At 49.4% G+C, this 23,452-nt stretch carries 25 protein-coding genes and 1 riboswitch; of the genes, 7 read left to right on the forward strand and 18 right to left on the reverse strand.

Translation table 11 applies throughout. From position 1 onward, the window contains the following. Positions 1 to 456 precede the first annotated feature (456 nt). On the forward strand, positions 457 to 1,458 hold the full coding sequence (locus AC0VZ8_RS28675) for an NAD(P)/FAD-dependent oxidoreductase (protein WP_071222403.1): 1,002 nt from the start codon (positions 457 to 459) through the stop codon (positions 1,456 to 1,458). A gap of 199 nt (positions 1,459 to 1,657) precedes the next feature. Here AC0VZ8_RS28675 and sda read toward each other — a convergent pair whose 3' ends face one another. Continuing rightward, positions 1,658 to 1,801: a sporulation histidine kinase inhibitor Sda gene (gene sda, locus AC0VZ8_RS28680; protein WP_006212600.1), complete on the reverse strand. Its 144-nt coding sequence runs from the start codon at positions 1,799 to 1,801 to the stop codon at positions 1,658 to 1,660. Between the two features lie 299 nt (positions 1,802 to 2,100). Continuing rightward, on the reverse strand, positions 2,101 to 2,763 hold the full coding sequence (locus AC0VZ8_RS28685; protein WP_194544537.1) for a YheC/YheD family protein: 663 nt from the start codon (positions 2,761 to 2,763) through the stop codon (positions 2,101 to 2,103). Between the two features lie 221 nt (positions 2,764 to 2,984). Here AC0VZ8_RS28685 and AC0VZ8_RS28690 point away from each other — a divergent pair, with 221 nt between their 5' ends. After that, positions 2,985 to 3,194 (forward strand): hypothetical protein, encoded by a 210-nt coding sequence (locus AC0VZ8_RS28690; protein WP_071222401.1) that lies wholly within the window; start codon positions 2,985 to 2,987, stop codon positions 3,192 to 3,194. A gap of 87 nt (positions 3,195 to 3,281) precedes the next feature. Here the strand turns inward: AC0VZ8_RS28690 and AC0VZ8_RS28695 are convergent, their stop codons facing one another. Both AC0VZ8_RS28695 and AC0VZ8_RS28700 read right to left on the reverse strand, forming a co-directional pair. Further along, positions 3,282 to 3,563, reverse strand: a complete 282-nt coding sequence (locus AC0VZ8_RS28695) for a hypothetical protein (RefSeq protein ID WP_475485205.1) — start codon at positions 3,561 to 3,563, stop codon at positions 3,282 to 3,284. Positions 3,564 to 3,805: 242 nt separating this feature from the next. Then, complete coding sequence (locus AC0VZ8_RS28700; RefSeq protein WP_071222399.1) at positions 3,806 to 4,165, reverse strand: HesB/IscA family protein; 360 nt, start codon at positions 4,163 to 4,165, stop codon at positions 3,806 to 3,808. A gap of 393 nt (positions 4,166 to 4,558) precedes the next feature. On the opposite strand from AC0VZ8_RS28700, the gene mqnE reads away from it, so the two are divergent. Next, positions 4,559 to 5,665, forward strand: a complete 1,107-nt coding sequence (mqnE, locus tag AC0VZ8_RS28705) for an aminofutalosine synthase MqnE (protein WP_260068002.1) — start codon at positions 4,559 to 4,561, stop codon at positions 5,663 to 5,665. A gap of 156 nt (positions 5,666 to 5,821) precedes the next feature. Next, a complete protein-coding gene (locus tag AC0VZ8_RS28710; protein ID WP_071222397.1) occupies positions 5,822 to 6,880 on the forward strand; it encodes an NAD(P)/FAD-dependent oxidoreductase in 1,059 nt (352 codons plus the stop codon). A gap of 53 nt (positions 6,881 to 6,933) precedes the next feature. Here AC0VZ8_RS28710 and AC0VZ8_RS28715 read toward each other — a convergent pair whose 3' ends face one another. Beyond that, positions 6,934 to 7,182 (reverse strand): YuzB family protein, encoded by a 249-nt coding sequence (locus AC0VZ8_RS28715; protein ID WP_071222396.1) that lies wholly within the window; start codon positions 7,180 to 7,182, stop codon positions 6,934 to 6,936. 82 nt (positions 7,183 to 7,264) lie between these two features. On the opposite strand from AC0VZ8_RS28715, the gene AC0VZ8_RS28720 reads away from it, so the two are divergent. Then, positions 7,265 to 7,510, forward strand: a complete 246-nt coding sequence (locus AC0VZ8_RS28720; RefSeq protein ID WP_006212609.1) for a NifU family protein — start codon at positions 7,265 to 7,267, stop codon at positions 7,508 to 7,510. 200 nt (positions 7,511 to 7,710) lie between these two features. Here the strand turns inward: AC0VZ8_RS28720 and AC0VZ8_RS28725 are convergent, their stop codons facing one another. The 8 genes from AC0VZ8_RS28725 to AC0VZ8_RS28760 all read right to left on the reverse strand — a co-directional run bounded on the left by AC0VZ8_RS28725 (position 7,711) and on the right by AC0VZ8_RS28760 (position 14,297). Next, positions 7,711 to 8,484 (reverse strand): SDR family oxidoreductase, encoded by a 774-nt coding sequence (locus tag AC0VZ8_RS28725; protein ID WP_260068004.1) that lies wholly within the window; start codon positions 8,482 to 8,484, stop codon positions 7,711 to 7,713. Between the two features lie 203 nt (positions 8,485 to 8,687). Then, complete coding sequence (locus AC0VZ8_RS28730) at positions 8,688 to 9,530, reverse strand: MetQ/NlpA family ABC transporter substrate-binding protein (protein ID WP_220683913.1); 843 nt, start codon at positions 9,528 to 9,530, stop codon at positions 8,688 to 8,690. Positions 9,531 to 9,598: 68 nt separating this feature from the next. Beyond that, positions 9,599 to 10,267 (reverse strand): methionine ABC transporter permease, encoded by a 669-nt coding sequence (locus AC0VZ8_RS28735; protein WP_260068006.1) that lies wholly within the window; start codon positions 10,265 to 10,267, stop codon positions 9,599 to 9,601. After that, positions 10,267 to 11,283: a methionine ABC transporter ATP-binding protein gene (locus AC0VZ8_RS28740; RefSeq protein WP_475485206.1), complete on the reverse strand. Its 1,017-nt coding sequence runs from the start codon at positions 11,281 to 11,283 to the stop codon at positions 10,267 to 10,269. The genes AC0VZ8_RS28735 and AC0VZ8_RS28740 overlap by 1 nt, the downstream gene beginning before the upstream one ends. Before the next feature lie 107 nt (positions 11,284 to 11,390). Continuing rightward, a riboswitch (SAM riboswitch) is annotated at positions 11,391 to 11,537 on the reverse strand. A 121-nt stretch (positions 11,538 to 11,658) separates the two neighbouring features. Continuing rightward, positions 11,659 to 12,378, reverse strand: a complete 720-nt coding sequence (locus AC0VZ8_RS28745) for a Cthe_2314 family HEPN domain-containing protein (RefSeq protein WP_260068008.1) — start codon at positions 12,376 to 12,378, stop codon at positions 11,659 to 11,661. 46 nt (positions 12,379 to 12,424) lie between these two features. After that, the gene (locus AC0VZ8_RS28750; RefSeq protein WP_475487807.1) at positions 12,425 to 12,622 is read right to left on the reverse strand and encodes a hypothetical protein; all 198 of its coding nucleotides are present in this window, start codon (positions 12,620 to 12,622) and stop codon (positions 12,425 to 12,427) included. A gap of 111 nt (positions 12,623 to 12,733) precedes the next feature. After that, positions 12,734 to 13,708, reverse strand: coding sequence for a COX15/CtaA family protein (locus tag AC0VZ8_RS28755; protein ID WP_475485207.1), 975 nt, complete (start codon positions 13,706 to 13,708; stop codon positions 12,734 to 12,736). A gap of 244 nt (positions 13,709 to 13,952) precedes the next feature. Continuing rightward, positions 13,953 to 14,297 (reverse strand): thioredoxin family protein, encoded by a 345-nt coding sequence (locus AC0VZ8_RS28760; protein WP_260068010.1) that lies wholly within the window; start codon positions 14,295 to 14,297, stop codon positions 13,953 to 13,955. A 138-nt stretch (positions 14,298 to 14,435) separates the two neighbouring features. Here AC0VZ8_RS28760 and AC0VZ8_RS28765 point away from each other — a divergent pair, with 138 nt between their 5' ends. Further along, positions 14,436 to 15,830: a DUF2515 family protein gene (locus AC0VZ8_RS28765; RefSeq protein ID WP_475485208.1), complete on the forward strand. Its 1,395-nt coding sequence runs from the start codon at positions 14,436 to 14,438 to the stop codon at positions 15,828 to 15,830. Between the two features lie 486 nt (positions 15,831 to 16,316). Here AC0VZ8_RS28765 and AC0VZ8_RS28770 read toward each other — a convergent pair whose 3' ends face one another. The 3 genes from AC0VZ8_RS28770 to AC0VZ8_RS28780 are packed head-to-tail and all read right to left on the reverse strand — an operon-like array spanning position 16,317 to position 19,232. Continuing rightward, positions 16,317 to 17,942 carry a putative polysaccharide biosynthesis protein gene (locus AC0VZ8_RS28770; protein WP_260068012.1) on the reverse strand — a complete coding sequence of 542 codons (1,626 nt, stop codon included), beginning with the start codon at positions 17,940 to 17,942 and terminating at the stop codon, positions 16,317 to 16,319. Between the two features lie 56 nt (positions 17,943 to 17,998). Next, positions 17,999 to 18,478, reverse strand: coding sequence for a DUF456 domain-containing protein (locus AC0VZ8_RS28775; RefSeq protein ID WP_475485209.1), 480 nt, complete (start codon positions 18,476 to 18,478; stop codon positions 17,999 to 18,001). A 7-nt stretch (positions 18,479 to 18,485) separates the two neighbouring features. Then, positions 18,486 to 19,232, reverse strand: coding sequence for a Cof-type HAD-IIB family hydrolase (locus tag AC0VZ8_RS28780; RefSeq protein ID WP_475485210.1), 747 nt, complete (start codon positions 19,230 to 19,232; stop codon positions 18,486 to 18,488). Positions 19,233 to 19,491: 259 nt separating this feature from the next. On the opposite strand from AC0VZ8_RS28780, the gene AC0VZ8_RS28785 reads away from it, so the two are divergent. After that, positions 19,492 to 19,953: an SRPBCC family protein gene (locus AC0VZ8_RS28785; RefSeq protein ID WP_475485211.1), complete on the forward strand. Its 462-nt coding sequence runs from the start codon at positions 19,492 to 19,494 to the stop codon at positions 19,951 to 19,953. A gap of 62 nt (positions 19,954 to 20,015) precedes the next feature. Here the strand turns inward: AC0VZ8_RS28785 and AC0VZ8_RS28790 are convergent, their stop codons facing one another. Both AC0VZ8_RS28790 and AC0VZ8_RS28795 read right to left on the reverse strand, forming a co-directional pair. Next, the gene (locus AC0VZ8_RS28790; RefSeq protein WP_475485212.1) at positions 20,016 to 22,073 is read right to left on the reverse strand and encodes a peptidoglycan D,D-transpeptidase FtsI family protein; all 2,058 of its coding nucleotides are present in this window, start codon (positions 22,071 to 22,073) and stop codon (positions 20,016 to 20,018) included. A 144-nt stretch (positions 22,074 to 22,217) separates the two neighbouring features. Continuing rightward, positions 22,218 to 23,366, reverse strand: a complete 1,149-nt coding sequence (locus AC0VZ8_RS28795) for a transglutaminase domain-containing protein (protein ID WP_475485213.1) — start codon at positions 23,364 to 23,366, stop codon at positions 22,218 to 22,220. Positions 23,367 to 23,452: the final 86 nt, after the last annotated feature.

Below are 23,452 nucleotides of genomic sequence, written 5' to 3' on the forward strand. Positions count from 1 at the left end.
CTTTATATATACAGTATGGTGCACATGTTAACATTCTGTGAAATTGCATCCAAAAAAAGAGAAGAGCCCTAATCAGAGCCCGTTTCAACATTTGACCTGATGGTTCATTAAGGTTCAAAAACAGCTGTAACACTAAGGTTTCCTTACTTCGGCTACAGTTGACAATATATAGGACTACCCTGTAATGAACACAAGTTATCACGTTAATCATATGCATAAACTATGCAAATATCAAGAAATTTTTTGCCATATAATGTGCAAATCATTCCGCCATTTATCCCCTTACTTACTAAGTAAGCGTATCCATTCCAATGTTAGGTATTTTAACTCATTTCTCGTCTTTTCATGCCGCTTCGGGACGATTATAATAGGTAAGGAATTCGTGAATCAGCTTTATCCGGACAAGAACGTCTGTCTGATTCGAATATAAACTCATTTTATGGAGGTGCTTACCGCATGACAACGATGCCACAAGACAGCAATATGACGGATCTTTTGATTATCGGTGGCGGACCTGCAGGTATGTTTGCTGCTTTTTACGGCGGAATGCGCCAAGCTTCGGTAAAACTTATCGAGAGCATGCCTCAGCTTGGAGGCCAATTGGCTGCGCTGTATCCTGAGAAATATATTTATGACGTAGCAGGCTTTCCGAAAGTAACCGCTCAAGAGCTTGTGAACAATCTGTCCGCCCAAATGGAGCTTTTTAAAACGGACATTCGTCTTGAAGAGAAAGTACAAGCTGTGGAAAAACTCGAAGAACGTCATTTTGTCGTAAAAACGAATTTGGGTGAACACCACGCCAAAGCTGTTATCATTACAGCCGGTGTAGGAGCGTTCCAACCCCGTCGACTGGAGATTGAAGGGGCAGAAGCATACGAAAAGACCAACCTTCATTATTTCGTCAACGACCTCAGCCGCTTCAAAGGCAAGAAGGTTCTCATCAGCGGCGGCGGCGACTCCGCGGTAGACTGGGCGCTCATGATCGAGCCCATCGCCGAGCAGGTTACACTGGTTCACCGCCGTGACAAATTCCGTGCCCATGAACATAGTGTGGAGCAGCTCATGGCATCGAAGGTGAACATCATTACACCAACCGAGATCACCGAATTGCATGGTGAAGATACGATTACGAAGGTTACGCTTTCACATATTAAGACCAAAGAGACGCAGGAGATTGAAGTCGACGATGTCATTGTCAATTTCGGATTTGTGTCCTCTCTCGGTCCGATCTCCGAATGGGGAATCGCCATTGAAAGCAACTCCATTGTGGTGGATTCCCGTATGGAAACAAGTATCCCGGGCATTTTTGCAGCCGGCGATATTACCACCTATCCGGGCAAGGTCAAACTGATCGCTGTTGGATTTGGTGAAGCACCTACCGCCGTGAACAATGCCAAGGTTTACTTCGATCCTGAGGCCAGATTGGCACCGGGCCACAGCAGTAACATGAAATTGTAAAGGCAGCTAGAATTTTTAACTTCATCTACATCCATATTCATAGAAAAAAAGGTATCTTCGTTCCGAAAGGGGTTACACCCGCCCTGGAACCGAAGATACCTTTTCTATTCTTCAAACCATATGTAGAACTTGGTTGAAAGCTCCCACATTATATACGTATCATGTCGTAAGTTATCTATTCTATATACGAAAAATCTGATTAATGCAGGATGCTGCCGGAATCGGTGTCCAAGTTCCGTTTATGAATTTCGGCTAGCAGTAGAGTGATGAACTCTCGTTCCAACTTCAACTCAACAGCCATATGATAGGAATCGAGAAGCATCTCATCCGTCAACATAGCCATCCCTCTCACACCCCTTCCTCAAATTTCCTGAATCTATCATATCAGACATGCTAAAACGGAACAACTGTTCGCTTATCCACAACCTCTTGTGGAAATCCTGTGTATAATTTGTTGGTAAGTGTAAAAAACAGGGTCATATCAAAGTGGATTATGGGGATAAATGTTATACACAGGATATAGGGAACTTCTACTATAAAAAAAATTGATCAATTATAATATCGGTAGATTGTGGTTATTTTTTTATTACCCTATTAAAAAATCATATAAACGTCTCAAATTGGGAAAATTAAACAAAAAATTCAGCTTGGTCTTGTATTTACCTCCAAAATCCAAATCTTACCCTCGTTGTCTAGTCCGTAATCAAACCCCAGCTCCCCGATTCCTGGAAAGCGGGATTCCAGTATCGTTATGCACTGCCTGGTTAATTGGCGCATTTCATTGCGCTTTTCCCTCGCATTAATGTGGGGCAGTGACAGCCGGAGTGCAGGACCACAACGAAGCAGCGTCCCCCCTTTACAAATATTCGTCACAAAAAGCCCTGGGCTCGCGAGCCGCCCAAGCATGGCCCGGAATTCCCATCTCCCTCGATCCTTGACTACCTTTACACGGTAATCCAGCGGACGTCCCTGAATTCTAGCCAAATGAATGCCCTGCTGTATCATGTAGCGCCGTCTCAGCCTCATCCTGCTCAGTACGTATAACAGGGAATTCAATGTATCTACATGAACAGTACGCCTCTTATGGGTTACCAAGTATCCCGTTCCGTCTTTTTGTATTCGGATGACTCCGTTACCACCGGTTCCTATAATCGGCTTAATCACGACCATTTCGTGTTCGGCCAGCATTGAGACCAGGGTATCCCCTCCATACGACTGGGTAGCCGGAATGTAGGGAGCAACCTGCGGATCGGTCAGCAGCGCTTCCGTCTTCAGCCACTTGCTGGCCAGTTGTCTTCCCGCCATGCTGCTTTCGCCTCCTTTTATTCATGACATACGTTATCCTATTCCCCTATCCGCGCTTTGTCTTGGATGATTGTCCGTGATGGTATGCCTAATAATCGAGGTTCTTGCTGCCTCGCGGCAGCCTCCCTTTGCAAATGCTGTGATCTATCGTATAGTAAGAACAGAGCTTTGTCCGTATTAAATCCATCACCATGGATACCTATAAAGGAGGCTTTGTCACCTTGGCAGCGTTGTTTGAAATATTGTACTGGATTGCCATTGTCGGCATGTCGGTTGCCCTGGCAGCCATCACCGTTCTTATCTTTGTCATGGGCTTCAAGTTCATCAAGGATAAGCGCAGAGGGCTCGGAGCGGGCTGCATCGTATTTTCGCTTGTGGCCGCCGGCATGATCGTGCTGATGCTGAACGATACCTTCTTCTTCCCGGTCTGAATAGGAAGAACCCCAAAAAGCAGCCTCTCCTTATCGCGGAGTTGGCTGCTTTTTTATGTTCTTGGAAAGGAAGCCCAACCATCGAGTTTATTTATTGAATGGTTCTCTAATTTCTATTTTATTGACCGTGATTTTCTCGGGGTCATATTGGTCTCCTTCTGCTTTACTCTCAACTTCTGCGAAGACCACATCACCAACATGATAAGTTTCCGCATTTTTTACCGGTAACCAAAAGCCGTCTACATAAATACATGCTTCCTTTAGATTTATCTCTTCAACGGTCCCTTCAATATGGAAGAGATTCTTCTCCCCCGCGCATCCTACTAAAACCAAAAATAGGAGTAACCGTGCGATAACCTTATTTCTCATGAGCAGGATTCCCCTTCATTTAGTTATATAACTTTATTATAAAAAACGACCTCCATAACGGTTATACACCGTCATAAAGGCCGTGATCCACAATCCCAAAACGCTAATTTTAGGGTTGTGTTTTATTCCATATCGCGATTGAGGTCTGCGTATTTATCGGTGCATACCGCAATCATGGCGCCTAGCTTCCGCAAGTCTTCCGATCGTCACATCCGAAACCGTTAACGCTAAAAACCCGCTGATTAGCAAGGCTCCTCGTTCGGTTTGCCCGCATCCGTTGCCGTACGGAATGACGAACCACAGCCGCAAGTGACGGTGGCGTTCGGGTTGTGGATGGTGAAGCCGCCGGTCATGCCGGATTCCTCAAAGTCGATTTCAAGACCGTTCAGGTACTTCAGATCGTCCTTCTCGACAACGACTTTCATGTCCTGCAGGTCCATGTACACGTCAGCTTCCGTTTCTTGATCGTCAAAGCCCATTGCATATGAAAAACCACTGCAGCCGCCGGCAGTGACACCCAGTCGAAGGAACATATTGGGCGTTTCCTGTTCAGCAAGCATTTCTTTCAAACGTTCTGCAGCTGAGTCGCTGATTGTAATCATAGGTCACCCTCCTTTTCGTTCACTCTTTCAGTATACTCCTCTTCGCGAATTCGCTCAAGGTTGTTATGATGGCGTTTGATATGTAATGAATAACCTATTTTCAATTCCTCTATTTGTGTTGCTACCCCGAGGGGTCAGGTTTATAATAGGGAAGGAACATGGGCGGCAACTGTTGGATATTTGTCACATCCCTCAGCTAAAAAAGCGGCAAAGGTTATGGCTGGTCCACAGTTGTATATTTTTTCACAAACTTACTTATTTATTCAGCCCATTATTGATGTTTGTTGTTATACCACTATAAACGGACCGTTCCCTTAGGGGAGTGATTCACTTTATGATCGCTTTTTCTGCTGGATCTTCTATGCAGTTCAAGTGTGAACAGGAGGATTGAACATGTCCACAATTGTGACACCATTTACCGATCAGAGAATGGCGGAGATCGTTGCGAAAGTCCAAAACGGCGAACGCCTGAATCTTGAAGACGGTGTGTATTTGTACCAAACCGATGACCTGCTGACCCTCGGGCAGCTGGCTAATGAAGCAAATTTGCGCAAGAACGGGAAAAAAGTTTACTTCATTGAGAACATGAGTCTCTATTTTACGAATGTATGCGAATCCCACTGCGCTTTTTGCAATTTCCGGAAAGATCAAGGCGAGGAAGGCTCCTACACCCTCTCCGGCGCTGAGATGATCGAGTATGTCGAGCAGCATATTCATCCCGGGATTCGTGAATTTCACATCGTTGGCGGACATAATAACCATGTGCCGTTCCAGTACTATGTAGATTCCCTGAAGGCATTGAGCGCGCGTTTCCCGGAAGTAACCCTGAAAGCCTATACCGCGGCGGAGATTGAATTCTTCACTCGCATTAGCGGACTTAGCACGAAGGAAGTACTTCAAGAACTGCAAAAAGCGGGTCTTCAGTCTTTAACGGGCGGCGGCGCCGAAATTCTGTCTGACCAATACCGTCAGAAGATGAAGGTGGATAAAGCCAACGTAGATCAATACCTCGACGTTCACCGTACCGCACATAAGCTTGGCATGAAGACGCACACGACCATGCTGTACGGATCGATCGAGAGCCATGAGGACCGTATCCGCCATATGCTGCAAATTCGGGATCTTCAAGATGAAACCGGTGGATTCATGGTATTCATTCCGCTGTCCATGCAGCCGAAGAATAAGAATGCAGGCATCATGCGCCGCAATTCGGCCTATGAGGATTTGAAGACCATTGCCATCAGCCGTCTGATGCTCGATAATATCGACCACATCAAAGCGTACTTCATTAATATCGGACCGCAATTGACTCAAGTTGCTCTCAGCTTCGGCGCTTCCGATGTCCATGGTACGATCCTCAAAGAACGCATCAGCCATGCTGCAGGAGCCTTGACTCCGGAGGGGCTAACACGCAAAGAGCTCGTCTGGCTCATCCAAGGCGCTGGCCGGATTCCGGTTGAACGCGATACCTTCTACAACGAGATCAAGGTTTACGAATAAGTCTTACCAGCAGGATTTAAGCAAACGAGAGACGTTCCAAAAAACGGAAAACAGGTTAAAGAGATAATATAGCGTGGGTAACCTAAGCCGCTTCCAGCGGCGTTTTTCTTGCGAATCGGCGCTCACCTTCTTATCTCTTGAGAAAGGAAGAAATTTATGAAAAAGCTCGTCATTCTCGGCGGAGGCTATGGTGGTCTTGCCTTAATTCAAGAATTATTCAGCAGCTATCTTCCTCCAGACGTGGAGGTCGTGCTCATCGACCGCATGCCATACCAAGGACTCAAAACCGAATACTACGCGCTGGCAGCAGGCACCGTGGCCGATACCGCCGTTCGTGTTAAATTCCCGGTGTATGACCGCCTCCAAATTGTATATGGTGAAGTCACATCCATCGATCTGGAGAAGAGGCTTGTTAACCTGACGAACAACGATCCCGTGGAATACGACCAACTCGCCATTGCTTTGGGATGTACGGACCGATATCATGGCGTTCCGGGCGCTGAAGAATTCACGTTTAGCCTGCAATCTTTCTCTGCATCCCGGGAAACCTATTTGCACCTGAACAACCTCAGACCTTATGGTCAAGTTCATATCATTGGCGGAGGCTTAAGCGGCATCGAACTCGCTGCCGATCTTCGTGAAAGCCGGCCTGACCTTAATATCGCCATTTTGGACCGGGGACAACGGGTACTTTCTTCTTTTCCTAACCGTTTGTCTGCTTATATTCATCGCTGGTTTGAGGAACACCATGTGGATATCCACAGCGGGGTTTCCGTATCCCGAGTTGAGAAGGATGCCGTGTACAATCTGGATGTGCCTATCGCAACCGACCTAGCCGTATGGACGGCGGGCATTCAGCCCGTAAAAGTCGTACAGGATCTCGATCTGCCAAAAGACCGCAGCGGACGCATACTGCTGAACGAGTGGTATCAGGTTCCGTCCCATCCGGAAGTGTACGTGATCGGCGACTGCGCCAGCCTTCCGTTCGTCCCAAGCGCGCAGGCAGCCGGGGCTCAAGCCGAGCAAGTGGGACATGTCATGAAAGCTTTATGGCGTGATGATACGCCAAAGGTATCTCCGCTGAAGCTCAAGGGAACCCTCGGCTCCCTCGGCAAACATGCGGGCTTTGGACTCATGGGCAGCACGTCGGTGCTGGGACGGGTACCAAGAATATTGAAGAGCGGCGTTCTCTGGAAATCCAAGCGTCATTACTAGTAACGAACAGGCTGCAGACGCTATGTTCTTCCTCACGGAAATGTCAAGTTAAGTCAGTTCTCCTCTTCGCTGTCCTGAAAGCTCTCCAGCTTGGCTATGACAACGTCAAGCAGCTCTTCAGCCGTGGGGGCCTCGACCCATTCGCCATCCACATAAGCGAAGGGCATCAAGTAGCACTGGCCGCAGCTGGTCAGGCAGCCGTATTCGATGACTTGACAATCGTACTTGGCTTCCAGCGTCTGCAGAACTTTATCCGTGCCGAAATAGGAATTGCTTGTGCAAAACTCAATGATAATGGACATTGTTATTAGACCTGCCTTAAGATTGGCATTTTATTTTGCCGGTTTATGTACTATAATATAGGGAGGAAAGGAGTTGAACAAGATGAGTGAAAACACGCAAACCACTGTATATGATGAAGTGGCTGAAGTGCTTGATAAACTTCGTCCGTTCCTGCAGCGCGACGGCGGTGACGTGGAACTGGTTGACGTTGAAGACGGCATCGTTAAGCTGAAATTGATGGGTGCATGCGGTAGCTGCCCTAGCTCCACCATTACTCTGAAAGCAGGGATCGAACGCGCCCTGGTTGAAGAAGTAGAAGGCATTCAAGAAGTAGTTCAAGTATTCTAAATCTTCTTTAACTATAAAGAGTCTTGGTTTCCCTCGTGGAACCAAGACTCTTTTTTTTGAGATTAAAAAATATATAAGTTTTCAGCGGAGCATAAGCAATTCTTTAATTGCAATGATATGTTTTAGGGAGCCCCGCAAAGTACAAAAGAAGTTGGAATAACCATCGAAGCATGGACTCCACTTTGTGGGGTGATTTTAGGTTATTCCGGTTTAATCAACGGACGGATCGGATCCAGCCCGCCGGATATATCCATGATATTACCGGTAATGAAATCCGACTTATCCAGGCATAAATATTCGATCACCCTGGCGACGTCCTCCCCGCTTCCCGATCGTCCGCGCGGGGTCAGCCCGTCTTGGATGCCCGATACCTCATCGATGGTCTTCTCCTTGTTGGCTCCGCGAATATCCCCCGGACAGATCATGTTCACGGTGATCCCATACGGGGCTTCTTCCACCGCAAGCGTCTTCGTAAAGGATACCAGGCCCACTTTAGCGGCAGCGTAGGCTGAACGCTGAGGCCACGCGCGGGCTTCTCCCGCATGTCCGAATCCAAAGTGGATGATGCGTCCCCACTTTTTCTCCCGCATGGCAGGCAGAACACGGTGGTCCAGCAGCATGACGCCGGTTAAATTGCCATTCACCATATGTACGATTTCGTCGCGGCTGTACTCCGAGAATAGACGACGTTCCCGAATGAACGGACCTGCGTTGTTCACCAGGATATCGATGCTTCCCAGCTGCTCCTCCGTCTGATCCACCAATGAATACAGCTCACGCTCGCTGGCGATATCGGCTTTAATCGCAATGGTTTTGACACCAAACCCCTCGATTTCGCGGGAGAGCGCCTCCGCTTCATCCTTGCTGTTTACATAATTTATAGCCAAATGACATCCCTGCCGGGCTAACGACAGCGCCGTCATTTTCCCCAATCCTGTCGCACTGCCTGTAATCAGCGCCACTTTTCCCTTCAAGGCTTTCCCTCCTCAGATGGATATCCTTCCTTCAGTATAAAAGATTTGATAAGGCCTAACAACTTGCAAACCCGGCGGAGAGGGCCCATTAAACAAAAAAAAGAAAGGACTCATCCATAAAGACACACGGTCTTTTGGATAATCCCTCTCTTCTCGGATACGATGAAACTTATGTTCAGCATCATTGAGCCTTGGTGCTCGAATTAAAATGCCGGAATGACAGCACCTTTGTACTCTTCTTCAATAAAGGTCTTCACGTCCTCGGAAGTCAGCGCCTTCGCCAATTTTTGAATGGCATCGGAGTCTTTGTTGTCCGGACGAGCTACCAGCAGATTGGCATAAGGGTTCTCTTTGTCTTCGATAAAGAGCGCATCCTTTGTTGGATCCAGTCCCGCTTCAAGCGCGTAGTTCGTGTTGATGACAGCCAGATCCAGCTCATCGAGCATACGCGGCAGCATCGCGGCTTCAACTTCTTTGAACTCCAGGTTCTTCGGATTTTCCACGATATCCTTAGCGGTAGCTTCAAGCTTGGTTTCATCCTCCAGCTTAATGACGCCATTCTTGGACAGCAGGGTCAATGCACGGCCCGCATTCGAAGGATCGTTCGGGATTGCTACAACAGCTCCATCCTTCAGCTCATCCGCTGATTTAATGGATTTGGAGTAAGCTCCCAGCGGCTCCACATGCACGGCGATCACGGACTCCAGGTCCAGTTTGCGCTCTTTGATTTCATTATCCAGGTAAGGCTTGTGCTGGAAGAAATTCGCGTCGATTTCTTTGGAGTCCACTTGCGTATTAGGCAGAACATAATCCGTGAATTCCACGATTTCCAGGTTTACGCCTTCTTTTTCAAGTGCCGGTTTGATATGCTCCAAAATTTTGGCGTGCGGTGAAGGCGAAGCGCCTACTTTCAAGGTTACGGTCTCTTGAGCGCCGCCTCCTGTTGTTCCCCCTGGCTCAGCCGCGTTATCCGCAGGCTTGCTGCCGCATGCTGCCAACACCGTAACCAAGGTCAAGCTGATCAATGCCAATGTCCATTTTTTCATTTCTAAAACTCTCCCTCCGAAAAATATATTATTTATATATTGTCTTCCTTGAAGCCTCATCAATCCCGTTATTTTCTTGTAAAATGCCGCACCAGACGATCCCCTGCCATTTGCAGCAGCTGTACCAGCACGATCATCAACACGACGGCCAGGATCATAATCTCGGTCTCATAACGGTAATATCCATACTTGATGGCCAAATCGCCCAAACCGCCGCCCCCGACTTGACCGGACATCGCGGTATACGATACCAGGGTTACAATCGTGATCGTCATCCCAGCCAGCAAGCCCGGACGAGCCTCCGGAAGGAGAACCCTCCATATGATTTGGCTTGTCGAGGAGCCCATGGCATGAGCCGCTTCAATGACCCCTTTATCCACCTCATTCAAGGCGGTTTCTACGAGTCTGGCGAAGAAGGGCGCAGCGCCGATCACGAGCGGTGGAATGGTTCCCAGCACGCCATACGAAACACCCACAAGCGATTTGGTAATCGGGATCATCGCAACGATCAGGATAATGAACGGAACCGAACGCAGGATGTTCACAATGAACGACAGGATCGAGTAACCGAAGCGTACCACACCGGATGTGGATCTAGCGGCCATGTAGAGCAGCACGCCAATCGGCAGTCCGATAATGAAGCTGAACAATGCCGATGCCCCTAGCATCCGCAGGGTATCCAAGGTTGCCGTCCATATTTCTTTCCAGTCGATCTGGGTAAAATCGAGTCCGAACATTAATGAATCACCTCCACGTCTAATCCTTGTTCCAGCAGCTTCCGGATCGTATCTTCGATGGCACGCTCTTCCCCTTCAAAACGGACAATGAGCTGGCCATACGGCGTTTCTTTGATCGTAGAGATCGTGCCCTGCAGAATTGCAAAATTCACGCCCGTCTCATGCACAGTATGGGACAGAATTGATTCGTACGTTTTCGATCCAAGGAACGTAATCTGCACCGCCCTTGAAGGTCCGTTTGCCTGTCCCTGAATGGCCAGCCGGAGCGCTTCGCCGCTGTCCATCTCCTGACGGATAAATTCCTGGGTTACCTCATGCTCTGGCTTCAGAAACACTTCCGTTACCGGCCCTTGCTCCACGATGCCGCCCTGATGAATGACGGCGACCCGATCGCATATGCTCTGAATCACGTGCATCTCATGGGTAATCAGCACGATCGTCAGATGAAACTTTTTGTTAATGTCCAGCAGCAGGCGCAGGATCGAATCCGTAGTCTGCGGGTCAAGCGCAGAGGTCGCTTCGTCGCACAGCAGCACTTCCGGGTCGCTCGCGAGCGCTCTGGCGATGCCCACCCGCTGCTTCTGGCCCCCTGATAGCTGGGACGGGTATTTGTCCCGATGCGCCTCCAAGCCAACCAAAGCCAATAACTCGGATACTTTGCGTTCCAGTTCGGCCTTCGGCGTCTTGATCAGACGCAGCGGAAACGCAATGTTATCGTACACCGTCGCCGATGACAACAGGTTAAAGTGCTGAAAAATCATGCCGATTTTGCGGCGTTCCGCCTGAAGCTGTTTCTTGCCAAGCGACGTTAAGTTCTTACCGTTCACCCACACCTCGCCCGAGGTGGGACGCTCCAACAAATTGATACAACGGATCAATGTACTTTTACCTGCACCGGAGTGTCCGATCACTCCGAAAATTTCTCCTTTTTCAATCGACAAATCCAATTCGGACAACGCAGTTGTTAAAGTTCCGGCTTTTCCGTACTGCTTCGTCAATTGCTTGAGCTCAATCAATCCGATAATCCTCCTTTTTCCGTAGCTTCATATCTATTTACCCAAAAGAAAAGAGCCTCTTTTTGTAGAATCAAAAAGGGCCCTCTTTACGTAAAAGTCAACGCCTTTTCTCATCTGTCAAAGCCAAGGATATCCTATAGCTTTGAAGGAATTAGCACCATGTCACTCCAAGCGTCATCGCGTTAAGCAATTACACGCTTAGAGTCGGTTGCCGGGCTTCATCGGGCCTGTCCCTCCGCCTCTCTCGATAAGAAAACATCGATATGAAATTTTTCCGATTAATTTGATCTGATTTGATAACATTTAATGAATGCAATAGTTAGTATAGAATCTTTTCAGGTTTTTGTCAAAAGGAATTTCATGGCGATTTTGTGCCTAAGTCCTGACTCCATTTTTCGCCCAAAGCTTGTTCGTATATTTATAAGAGGCCGCCAGACTCCGGCATACCATATCAACACCCTGTTTGAGATCGTCCAGGTGCTGGCCGATATCCTCCAGCTCGATCTTGTCCGACAGTCCTTGATGACGCTGCCACAAATCATCCTGCATCTCGGAATTCATGTAATGGATTTCGGCATTGCGCCGTTTCCGGAGGGTGTTCAGCGGTGTTTTGTAACGATCCTTGATCTCCTCCAGCTCTTTGGCCAGCTCTCCGTGGGCCTTCAGGAATTTAAACTGCCGCAGGACCGTAAAATAAGAGAAATGCGCTTTCACCTTGGAGGTTTGAAGATCATACAAATCGTTCAACACCGTCCCCAGCTTGTCAAGGATCGAGAATACGCGGATGAAGCCGTTTTTGTAAAAATACACATACCGTTGATATTCTCCTTGCTCCTGAATCGACATGTCATCGATGTAACCCGATTGGATCGATTGACTGAAATGCCTGGCCGCATTCCAGCTCTGTTCCAGCTCATCCAGGGAAACGATCAACCCCCGGGTCCAAATCTCAAGCTTGCGAAAATCATGCGTCGGATCCTGATTTTTCTCCATTTCCTTCTGCAGCAGCCGGGTTGTTTGGACCATCGATTCGATGGCTTCCTCAAGCAGGCCGTTATTCTGCCGGGGCTGTTCCCCAAGTAACATACGAAGCATGGCAGTACCCCCTCGCGTCATCAGATTAACCTTGGTTCTTGGATCGCTATTTGCCAAAATAGGGATTCCACCGCGTATCAATCGTTTTCACGATATCCTCACGCAGGAATAACTCATCCGGGTATCCCGGTTTCATTCGTTCATCCATAACCAGGGGATTGTTCTTATAGGATGCCCCCGAAATGACCAGACAACCCCCATCTCCTTGAGATCGGACAGGTCGAGCGGATGGCTTGGTTATCATCGGCTCCCCCCTTACTATACAACAAAGCCCTCGAGGCAAGCTCGGGGACTTTGCATAAACGATGTTGTCTGAAATTCGATCTTTTTTGTTTCATGGTTTTTGCTTTTTTTCTTATACGATCTTTTCGCGAGGCATGCTATGATCCGGCCGCATTTCGGCTTTAACCGGTCTGCTGAGTTGCCAAACCCTGACACTTAAATAACACAGTACGCCGAATAAGGCGGAGATCAGCAAGGTATGCCCCAGTGCGGAGAATACGTAAACCTCCTCGTTATGCATCGTTGCCATAATGAGGGCGCCGCTGAACACCTGCAGCAGGCAGAGCACGGTTGCCGAGATGCCCAGCATCTGGATCTCCCGGTTGTCGCGGTTGCGCCAATATGAAAAATGCCCCATCACCGCCACAACGATCAGCAGCAGAAGCGCCGCCACGCGGTGCATAAAGGCAATGCCTACCCCTCCGCTCAGTTCCGGTATCACTTCCCCGTTGCACAGCGGCCAGCCGGAGCACCCTTCCCGGGAATCGGTATGGCTGACGAATGCACCGATATAAACCACGATGTAACTGTACAAGGCTGTGCCCCATACTAAATTGCGGAAGCCCTTGCTTACTCGAGGCAGACGCTCCAAGTCTAGGGGCCCCTTCGCCTGTTCTACCCGCCGCATACCCAAAGCCAGCATGACAGAGCTAGCAAAGGCAATCAGCGAGAAGCCAAAATGCAGCGCCATAATCGCAGCCGATTGAGGCTTAACCACCGCAAGAGCACCCATGATCGCCTGTACAATAACGAATACCGAGGTCCCGATAACATAAGCCATCAAATCCCGGCGATCCCGCTTGTACTTCCAGAACGCAATCAGCGAAGCGAGCGCCGCCAAACCCGCCATTCCGCTGACCGCCCGGTGGGAATACTCAATCATGGAGGATACCGTGTAAGCGGGAACAAATTTACCGTTGCACAGCGGCCACTCCTGACCGCAACCGAGTCCCGAGCCCGTCTTTGTCACAACCATGCCACCGAACGTCGCGCAGAACATAACTAAGCATGTTATGTAACTCAGCCATTTTAGTTGTTTATCATTCAATTATCTCACCTGCTGCTCCTAATCATTCACTATTTAAACCTTTACAGGATCGCATCGTACACAGTCCACATTTCATTATACCTGATTCTGCCGCTACGGTCACTTGAGCGATTGTGACAAAATGTTCAAATTTGAGAAAAACCTTCATGATCCAGGTACTTGACTTCATCGCCCTACTTCTATCCGATATGTAAAACAACACCGCCGCCAGTTATCAATCAAGGCGGCGGTGCTATGGTCACTCTTACTTATGAATCGTACTGTATACGTCCACGGCACGCTGCAGGAAATCTTCAATTTCCTGGCGCGATTTGCGGAGTTTGTTAACATAGCGAACCAGCTCGCGTCCATCGGAGTATGCAACAAAGCTGGGGATACCCAAAATATTTTGCTGCTGACTCACGTCACCGACAGCATCGACGTCAACCTCTACCAGAGTCAATTGGTTTGAGAACTTCGTCTCAACCTCCGGCATGAATGGATCGATAAACTTGCAATCGCCGCACCAGTCTGCTTTAAATACGGCAACAGTCAGTCGCGGAGACTGGATTGCAACCTGAAATTCTGCTTCCGAAGTGATTTTTTCCATTGATTATCTCCCCTTTACGTCGAGTTCCTTCACCCTTAGTGAATCAAAATGTTGAGTGGAAGTCAAATTTTAGAGCATACTGACATTATGATGTTCACAGGCAGGGATTAACCATCAGAAAGTGCAGGTGACCCCCGAATGCACTCGAACGGAGTCAAAAATAAAAAAAGCCAGGGCAAAGATGATGTATGGTCATGGGCGGCAGCCATTCCGCAGGCCCTGACAGAATCATGGTCGGGGATGATCGCGTCATGGCGATTCTCCTTAAAGCTCCGGACAAGCAGACACGAATTGCAATGGGACCCTGCAGCGGTAAGGGGAATTCGCGTAAAGCTCAAGGAAATCCTCTCCTCCCATCCCTATCTGCAGCAGAGCGTTTCCCCGTTTCCGTTGCCTTCCATGCAAGGGTATAGCGAGATTCGGATTCATGAACCAGGTGCAGATGTTCAGCTATCACAAGAAGAGCAGCAGTTGATTCATCATATTCAAGAGGCCACAGCTGCAGCCAACCGGAGTAACGTGACCCGTACGCAAGCCTATTGGGACTGCTATGTATCACATCCTGAGCTGCATTGGGCCTTTCTGGCCCACATGGTATCGCGCAATGCCGGGTGGAATATGAGCGATTTGAAAGGCGGATTGATGTCTGATCTCATGGATTCGACATTCAAGAGCAATCTGTACCGTTTCCTGGAGCGCTGCAATGCGCTGATCTTCCAGGACGCCTACCCCCAGCTGCTTCTCTATATACACAGTCGAAATAAAGGCAAGCCCCTATTTCATTTACTCCCCCACTTTCATGTTTCGTCGTTTATGACACCGTTCTGGGAACAGTTCTGGCAGGATCAGAGCAGTTCGCTGCTTACGGTGGCACTCATCATTAATGAGCAGAACTATATAGAGGGGCGTGTGGCGAGACATCCTTTTTACCAACAACATATTCTGGAGAATCCCTTCTTTCGGATGCATGAGCTGACCCGGTTGAATCAAATCGTGTTTCCGCTGGGTCTAGTCCGACGAACAGAGTCGGGGGAAAGCGCTGGGCCAAAGCCCCTATCCCCAACCAGGCCGCTGGCCGGACTTACCATCCCCAAGTTTGACGACCTGTCCATTCGGATCAAGGCTGGCCGTTCGCTGTATGCTTTATTGTTTGGGTATGAGGAGATTTACCGCGCTGTGCTGGCCTTCGCGCGATCCACCAAGCACCAAGGATCGCGCGCTGAATACTGGCCGGCCTTATTTACGCCGACCCTTGATCAAGCCATGAATCATGGCCACGCGGGATCTGACCTCATCACTTCCGAATGGCTCCCGGGTGGCCAGCGTCTATACAGCCCTTATCTTGAGGAGATCTGGGAGGATGAACCCCCCGAGCCGATTCCCCGGTACGACTGGTTTCAGGGCCGGGCGATGTTTAGGCATATCCGCAAACCGTTACGGCCGCTGCTGCCGGATATTACCCACGCCCATCGGGCCGCTCTGGAGAAAACCTCCATCGTGCATGATGTGTCTGATCAGTTCCATCCGCATTAAAATGAAAAGAGACCGTCCCGATACTGCAAGGAAGGTCTCTTTTCGGTTCTATTTACCACGATAAGTGCGTGTTCAAAAAGGTCGATTTTCAGCACCGAAGCTTATGCTTCCGATGTGCGTTTTTTCAAAACGCTTCAGTTGGATGAAGCTAGGGAGTGAGGAGTGGAGCTACACGTTTTCGCAGAAAACGACTTCGAAAGCAGCCGCTGTTTTGGGTACGTGAGCACCTGAAATGTTTCCGCAGGAAACATGCTTCGGAAGCTTTTACTTAGGCCCGGCTGAATTCAAGATTCGATGCCGAGCTGCTTCCTGATTTGCTTCGTGTTAGATATAGAAATTATGAGTTATCAGTGGAACTGATGAAATTCTATATCGCAAGAACCTATGCATCGCAGTCGCTCATCCTTGAAGCGGCCTCGATAGAGGTTTTCTTATCAAAAGCGGACTTTTTGAACAACCTCTATAAGTGAAACTAAGTCTATGTCTTTATCCCCGCTCCCGCATACGTGCAGGCTGCAGTCTCATAAGCGGACGGAACACCTTCTGCAGTAGGCGCGGGTAACTGCTCAGCTCCGATTGCCGCAATACGCCAAACACCACCAGCAGGACAAGATATATAATGACTACGGCCACGCCTACAACCAGGCAAGTCAGCAGGAATGCCAACCGTGCCGGCATGACATCGACCATTTGAATACCGGCCAGATTCAGGCCATATCCGATTCCCCCGGCAGCAATCACCGTCAGTACGAAGCCCGTCCAGCGTTTGCCCAGGATGGAGAAGGATACAATCCCTTTAATCGATCTTATATTCAGTATCGTAATGACAAGGAAACAGAGCGCCGTGCTCCCTATGATCCCGTAGATCCCAAAGAAGGGAGCTAGCAGGAAGCTGGCTGCAAGCTTGACCACAACCCCAACCATAACGTGAATCATCGAGAGCTTGGCCTTGCCAATTCCGAGAAGAATGGAATTTGTGGTCATCATCGTGATTTGGAAAATCGTACCGAATGTCAGAAATCCAATTATCCCACTGCCGCCCAAGGAACTAAACAGCAAACCATTAATGGAATAGGATGCCACGCATAGCGCAATCACCATCGGCATGCCTGTTAAAATGGCAATACGCATAGCCAGCGATACTTGCTGTTCCAGATGCTCCTGATCTTTCTTCGCAAACGCTGCAGAGATGATCGGAATGAGCGAGGTGCTCAGGGCAATGGCTAGAATCGGCGGAATCCCCGCCACGCTCTGTGCCCGGTTTCCTAACACCGCGAGAGCTGCGGTCGCTTGTCCTAAGCCAACCTGCCCAATCAACAGCGGCTTCACAATGGAGCTGTCAATGAAGTTAACAGCCGGAACCGCCAGGGAAGACAGTACAATCGGTATAGACAACGTGAATATATCCCGGTATATCCCGCCAAGCGGGATGGAGCGGTCCGCTGCCGGCATCTTGAGCTCACGATCATTTCGGCGAAGCTTTACCGTAAAGTACAGCATGACGGCAAATGCTCCGATACTGCCGAGTACGCCCCCGAAGGAGGCGCCGGCTGCAATCCAGGTATCATCGTAACCCATCCGCAGCAGCACATAGGCCAAACCGATCGCTGTCAGAACCCGTGCAATCTGCTCGATAATCTGCGATATGCCGCCAGCCGTCATATTATTGCGTCCCTGGAAGTATCCCCGCATCATGGCAATGGCCGGAAACAGCAGCAGCGCTGGGGCAAGTGCCTGGATGGCCGCGGCGGCCTCCGGCTGCTTAGCAATATGGGTAGCATAATATGGGGCTCCGAAATAAAGCAGCAGCGTCATGACAACGCCTGCTGCTCCGGCAAAAATAAGCGCAGCATGATAGACACGCCGTGCCTCCGCTGGCTTGTTCAAAGCATGACGCTCGGATACCATTTTGCTGAGCGTGCTGGGAATGCCGGCCGTTGCTACCGTTAACAGCATTAAATATACGTTATTGGCGATCGTAAATGAGGCATCCCCTATATCGTTCAACATATGCTCCAGCGGCACCCGCTGGACAAGACCCAGCACGCGGGCGACCAGCGCAGCAGCGGCCAAGATGATCGTGCCTTTAATAAATGACTCTTTCTTTGACAAAACCGTACCCTTCTTTCTCCTCCAAAGCGCCTCTTACAGCGATTCCTAAGCGTCTATTAGAAAATCCAAATGAAGAAAATAACAATCATCGCGAGCTGTAAAATAACCTTCACCACAATGCTGCTGAACAATCCAATGACCGATCCGAATCCAACCTTCATGGATTTGCTCGGTCCCGAACCTGACAGCATTTCACCCAAAAATGCTCCCAGGAACGGTCCGATAATCAATCCAAAAGCGGGAATAACGAACGGCCCGATAATCAAACCGATGGTGCTGCCCCATATCGAGGCTTTAGAACCGCCGAGCTTCTTAACCCCCCAGGCGTTAACCGCATAATCGGCAATGAAGAGCACCACCAGAATGATGGTCTGAATAATCCAGAACCATGAATTGTAATGCTCGAATGTAAAGAACCAGCCGTAAACAAACAGCGCCAGGTAAATGGCGACAACCCCCGGCAGAATAGGGTAAATCGCCCCGGCCATCCCAATGATAAACAGAGCGATAACGATAATCCAGCCCAATATGTCCATCAACATCTCACCTTTCGATCAAAATATGATCCCTGATGACCTCAACGATGCCGTCCTCATTGTTGCTGGAAACCACAAGGTCCGCTTCATCCTTAACCGTCTGCTGGGCATTGCCCATCGCCACGCCGAGGCCGGCCTGCTGAATCACAGCCAGGTCGTTCAAGCTGTCCCCTACGGCTACGACTTCGGACATGCTAATGCCGAGCAGCTCGCACACCTGTCCGATTCCGGTCGCTTTGTTAACGCCTTGCGGATTGATTTCCAGGTTATCCGGCGAGGAGTTCGTGATCTCCAGTCCGCCCATATCCAGCAGGCGCATCAGAATGTTGTGACGCACCTCATGATCATTCGTGGTGTAACCGAATTTCAGCCATTCCTGATTCGCGATATCGTCGGTCCAGTTCTCAGAGTTATACAATCTTTCTACTGAATACGCCCAGAACCATGATCCGGTTTCAATGGCCAGTGCGTGCATTTGCTCCACGAGCTCACTGTCAAGCAATGCGCGGCGATGTAATTCATATGGCGCACGCCATACCTCGCCTCCGTTCACCGTTACCATCGGTGTCGTCAGTTCAAGCTGTTTGGCATACGGATACGCATCCTGAAACGGCCGGCCTGTCGAGAGACAGACATGAATGCCGTGCCGTACCGCTTCCTTGATCCACTTCACCGTTTCCTCAGACACTTCATGATCGTCCCGCAGCAGCGTACCGTCCATATCCAGTGCCAACAATCGATATTTATGTTTCATGGTATTAACCCCCTTACGAATCACAAGCAAACATAACGACATTTTACCACAAAAGGCATGGCGTCAAAACATTCCCCTATGAATAGCCGCCCCCGGACATGCCAAAACTGAGGTAACGCTAGCCTCAAGTAGTATTTCCAAAGCTCTCGAACAAAGCGCACGACCCTTGAAATAAATGAGCAATGTAAAAGAAAGAAATTGATTTCCTTTATGCTACGATATTACTAAAGACAACCCCGAAAGGAGTCATAAAATTCATATGACCAAACTCAATGAGACCCCTGTCGTGACGGCAGAGATGTTGATTCGAAGACCCGTTTCAGAAGTATTCGAGGCTTTCATCGACCCTGAGATTACAACCAAGTTCTGGTTTACCAAAAGCAGCGGCAAGCTGGAGGAAGGCAGCCATATTCGCTGGGATTGGGAGATGTATGGGGTACATGATGACGTGTACGTTCAACATATCGAAGTCAATCGCCGCATCGCGATCGAGTCTTCAGACCAGACCAAAACCGAGTGGACATTCACGCCACGGGGCGATCATGAGACCTTCGTTGCCATTACCCACTCCGGATTTACAGGCAGTGCGGATGAAATAGTACAGGGAGCTATTGATTCCATGGGAGGATACACTATGGTACTCTGCGGCCTCAAAGCGCTGCTGGAGTTTAACATCGTCTTGAACCTGGTGGCGGACAAAGCCCCGGACGCCCATGTGTAACGGATAAAGAAAAGGCAGCCAACCCATTTAGGGCTCTTGGCTGCCGTTTTGTAAATATCCTCTTATTCGTTACTGCCATCCCCATTCTCACCCTCGGTTTTTTTAGGGTGAGGCGTACCGTCCAGGCCGTAAATCTCGTCATACGCGTCGAAAATTTTACGGGCAACCGGCGCGGCACTCTGGGAACCGAAGCCGGCTTCAGGTATGACCACGGCGACGGCCAGCTTTGGATTTTGCCGTGGAGCAAAGGCGATGAACACCCCGTTTTCCACCCGGATCCGAGTACCGTTTTTATAAATATCCTGCTCGGATGTTCCTGTCTTCCGTGCAAAATCATATTTAAAATCTTCAAATGCTCGAAGTCCTTGCGTATTCATTCCTGCAATGACTTCATTCCAGTACTGCTCTGGGAATTCCGCTTTATTTAATACCTCGCGTTTGAATTCCTTGATCAAATTGCCGTCCTGATCCACAATCTTGCTCGCAAGCTGCGGCCGAATGCGTTCTCCCCGATTGGCAAGCGTGCTGGCATACTGCGCCAATTGGAGCGTCGTATATTTACCGGACTGTCCGAATGAAGCGTATGCCATGGCAGCCAGATAACTTCCCGCCTGCTCGATATTGGTATACTCGATGATTCCTTTATGCTCCTTTGGCAGACCGGATTCGGTAGATACCCCAAGCCCGAATTCCCTCATGTATTCATCCCATATTTCAACGGATTTGGAGCCGTATTTGTTATACAGTCGTTCTCCGATCCAGTCAACCATAAAGGCGTTGGAGGAATGTTCAATCGCTTTTCTCGCATTCAGAGATCCATAGGCTTTACCGCCTGAGTTCCGGACTCTCGTATTATCCTTACCGAAAAATGCTGCCCCGCCATCATAATAATAATCGTTCGGTCCGAATAGTTTCTCATTAAGTCCTATCAATACCGTCAAGGGCTTCATAGTGGAACCGAGCAGCACAACCGATTCCAGATTGTTGCCGGATCGACCGGAACTGTATGGAGAGATCGTCCCGTTGCCGTAATACTTCATGACGGTTTCCCAATTAGCATCATCGGTCCCATTCTCCCACACATTCGGGTCATAATCCGGCATGCTGGCCATGGCAACAATGTTTCCGGTGTCCACTTCCATCGCTACGGCATACCCCGTTTGCGCATTCGGATGCGTTTTACCGGAAACCGGATTGGCGTGAAGCCATTTCAGCTGATCAATGATCGCCTGCTGCGTCACCTTCTGGATATCCTTGTGGATCGTCGTATGGATATTGTAGCCCTTCTCCGGGGCGATCATGGTCGGCACCCCGTCCGCCATGTTCTGCGGATTAATCGGAATGCCGATATATCCGTTCTTGCCGCGCAGCTCATCCTGGAACATCATTTCGAGTCCGTCTACACCGACCTTCTCCTGCTCCGTGTAGATGAGTCCCGGATCTTTTTGCTTCTTATTCTGCTCATCGATCTGTTTATACTTATCCAGTGTCTTATTTCCGCGGAATTCTTTCAAATAACCAATCGTTTGAACGGCGATTTTGTCCGGGTTGTATTGACGCTGACTCTCTTCGACAACCTCGACTCCAGGATATTCATTTTTATGCTCCATAAAGTAAGCCACTTCTTTGGTCGAGAGATTTGCCTTTATGCGTCTCGGCTCATAACCCGGCTGCTTGTTGAACTCCAGGTCCATCGCTTTGATCACATCATCCACCGTCAGCTTTTCGGCTTTTGGATCACCATACTGTTCGAAGACCTTGACCATTTCCTCGGCCAGCTTTTGGATCTCCGGACGGTTCTTCTTCCCTCGCTCGGATGAACTGTAATCCTTTAACAGCGTTAAATACAGTGCTTGGGAGGGTGTCGAGTAGGCAAGCGGCGTACCGGAAGCATCAATGATGCTGCCCCGGATCGGCTGAAGCGGGAAATTTTTAACCTGCCCGCCGGTTTCGAGCTCTTTTAGCTCAGGCCCCTCAACGAACTGCAGTATAGCAAGGCGTATAATAATGACACAGAATATGATAAAAGTGCTGAAAAAAAATAGATTAACCCGCAAGTTAAACTGACTGCCGGCATCTTGTTCTTCTTGTTTGCGCTTATCCGGCCTAAACCCTTTCACGTATGCTTCTCCCCTTTATCCACAATCACATAAACCCATATTAACATAAACGCCCCCCCCACTTCATCTGGAAGGGCCCTCCTGATGGGAAAAGGCGGACTTCCCTTGTTCCAGAGTCCGCCTTTCTCCATATCACACACACGATCAAAATACCTGCTCCTTAATATGCGTCTCATTAAAGCGCGGCGGGTTAAACCAGTTTCCGCTCTGTGCCCAGGTCGGGTCCAGCGGTATCCATCGCTTCTCTTCACTCAAGTAGACCTCATTCCAGGCATGCGGACCATAACCGCCTTGACCATTATATCCCCTGCCGGTGACGACCCGGACTTTCAGATCCTGAGACCGGGCCATCATGGCATACAGACGGGCATAATCAATGCACACCCCTAACCTTGTATCGTACGTATCCTGCGGTGTCTGCTCTTTCCATATCCGCTGCTCTTCATACAAGGTCACTTTGTCGTGATCATATGTTATCCGGCTGCCAACCCAATCATAGAGCTTTCGCGCTTTCTCTTCATCGGTTGACGAATCCTTCACGACATGGGCTGCCGTCTGCTCAATGCCCTCGGGAATCTTGTGGTCGATGACCTCATACTTCCGCTGAATGATCCCGTTCAATTCTTCCTGAACGGATTGGGTAAAGACCGGCAGCTTCTCGCGGACGAGAGAGCCCGACAAAGGCTCTATTACTGCCTTCGCCCCCTGTTGATAAACGGGTGAAGCCTCAACGTACCGGCTAAAGCCGTGATCGGGATTGAGACTGACGTAGATGAATAAGATCGCAATAACAATAATGCTCCGCGCTGCGCCCATGATGACGCCGATTCCCGCACCTGTTAGCCGGCTCAGCAGCGATGCCGATGTATCTTTTCTCGTTTCGAAGAGTCCCAGCCTGCCTCCCATAATCAGGGACACGAGCAAACGCAGCATAAATACGATCAGGGCGTAACTTAACATAAACAGCACCGCAAACCGCAGCAGCGGGAAATCCGCCAGCGATTTTACGGCTGTATAATAAATCTGTTCCCAGAAGCGCAGCTCTCGATTCGGTAAAGTGGAGACCGTACCCAGCCAATCGCCTGCCTTAGGTGATAACCATAATGTAAAAGGAACGGAGATCGCAAGCCCGACCAGGCGCAGCACCGCATCCCCCAGAAAAAAAACAAGCTTCCCGGCTGACCGGGAGGCTCCGCGACTCCATCCCTGTATTAGTGAAAAAGCCACAATCAGCAGCAGCAAGATGGTGATTCCGTTCCCACCCAGCACACTATCCTTCCATGCCGACATCAACGGTATCCCCTCCTCTCCCCATGATGTCTTGTCAACCGATGTAATCGAGCTGCAGCACTAACAACGCTGCCGCCCTCGTACATTCG

It is taken from the genome of Paenibacillus sp. QJM3NY_38 (assembly GCF_056173265.1).

Bases quoted from the DNA above. Each gene is read 5' to 3' on its own strand.
- AC0VZ8_RS28675 (WP_071222403.1), top strand. From the start codon at position 457: ATGACAACGATGCCACAAGACAGCAATATGACGGATCTTTTGATTATC.
- sda (WP_006212600.1), bottom strand. From the start codon at position 1,801: ATGGCTATGTTGACGGATGAGATGCTTCTCGATTCCTATCATATGGCT.
- AC0VZ8_RS28685 (WP_194544537.1), bottom strand. From the start codon at position 2,763: ATGGCGGGAAGACAACTGGCCAGCAAGTGGCTGAAGACGGAAGCGCTG.
- AC0VZ8_RS28695 (WP_475485205.1), bottom strand. From the start codon at position 3,563: ATGAGAAATAAGGTTATCGCACGGTTACTCCTATTTTTGGTTTTAGTA.
- AC0VZ8_RS28700 (WP_071222399.1), bottom strand. From the start codon at position 4,165: ATGATTACAATCAGCGACTCAGCTGCAGAACGTTTGAAAGAAATGCTT.
- mqnE (WP_260068002.1), top strand. From the start codon at position 4,559: ATGTCCACAATTGTGACACCATTTACCGATCAGAGAATGGCGGAGATC.
- AC0VZ8_RS28710 (WP_071222397.1), top strand. From the start codon at position 5,822: ATGAAAAAGCTCGTCATTCTCGGCGGAGGCTATGGTGGTCTTGCCTTA.
- AC0VZ8_RS28715 (WP_071222396.1), bottom strand. From the start codon at position 7,182: ATGTCCATTATCATTGAGTTTTGCACAAGCAATTCCTATTTCGGCACG.
- AC0VZ8_RS28720 (WP_006212609.1), top strand. From the start codon at position 7,265: ATGAGTGAAAACACGCAAACCACTGTATATGATGAAGTGGCTGAAGTG.
- AC0VZ8_RS28730 (WP_220683913.1), bottom strand. From the start codon at position 9,530: ATGAAAAAATGGACATTGGCATTGATCAGCTTGACCTTGGTTACGGTG.
- AC0VZ8_RS28735 (WP_260068006.1), bottom strand. From the start codon at position 10,267: ATGTTCGGACTCGATTTTACCCAGATCGACTGGAAAGAAATATGGACG.
- AC0VZ8_RS28745 (WP_260068008.1), bottom strand. From the start codon at position 12,378: ATGCTTCGTATGTTACTTGGGGAACAGCCCCGGCAGAATAACGGCCTG.
- AC0VZ8_RS28750 (WP_475487807.1), bottom strand. From the start codon at position 12,622: ATGATAACCAAGCCATCCGCTCGACCTGTCCGATCTCAAGGAGATGGG.
- AC0VZ8_RS28760 (WP_260068010.1), bottom strand. From the start codon at position 14,297: ATGGAAAAAATCACTTCGGAAGCAGAATTTCAGGTTGCAATCCAGTCT.
- AC0VZ8_RS28765 (WP_475485208.1), top strand. From the start codon at position 14,436: ATGCACTCGAACGGAGTCAAAAATAAAAAAAGCCAGGGCAAAGATGAT.
- AC0VZ8_RS28775 (WP_475485209.1), bottom strand. From the start codon at position 18,478: ATGGACATATTGGGCTGGATTATCGTTATCGCTCTGTTTATCATTGGG.
- AC0VZ8_RS28780 (WP_475485210.1), bottom strand. From the start codon at position 19,232: ATGAAACATAAATATCGATTGTTGGCACTGGATATGGACGGTACGCTG.
- AC0VZ8_RS28785 (WP_475485211.1), top strand. From the start codon at position 19,492: ATGACCAAACTCAATGAGACCCCTGTCGTGACGGCAGAGATGTTGATT.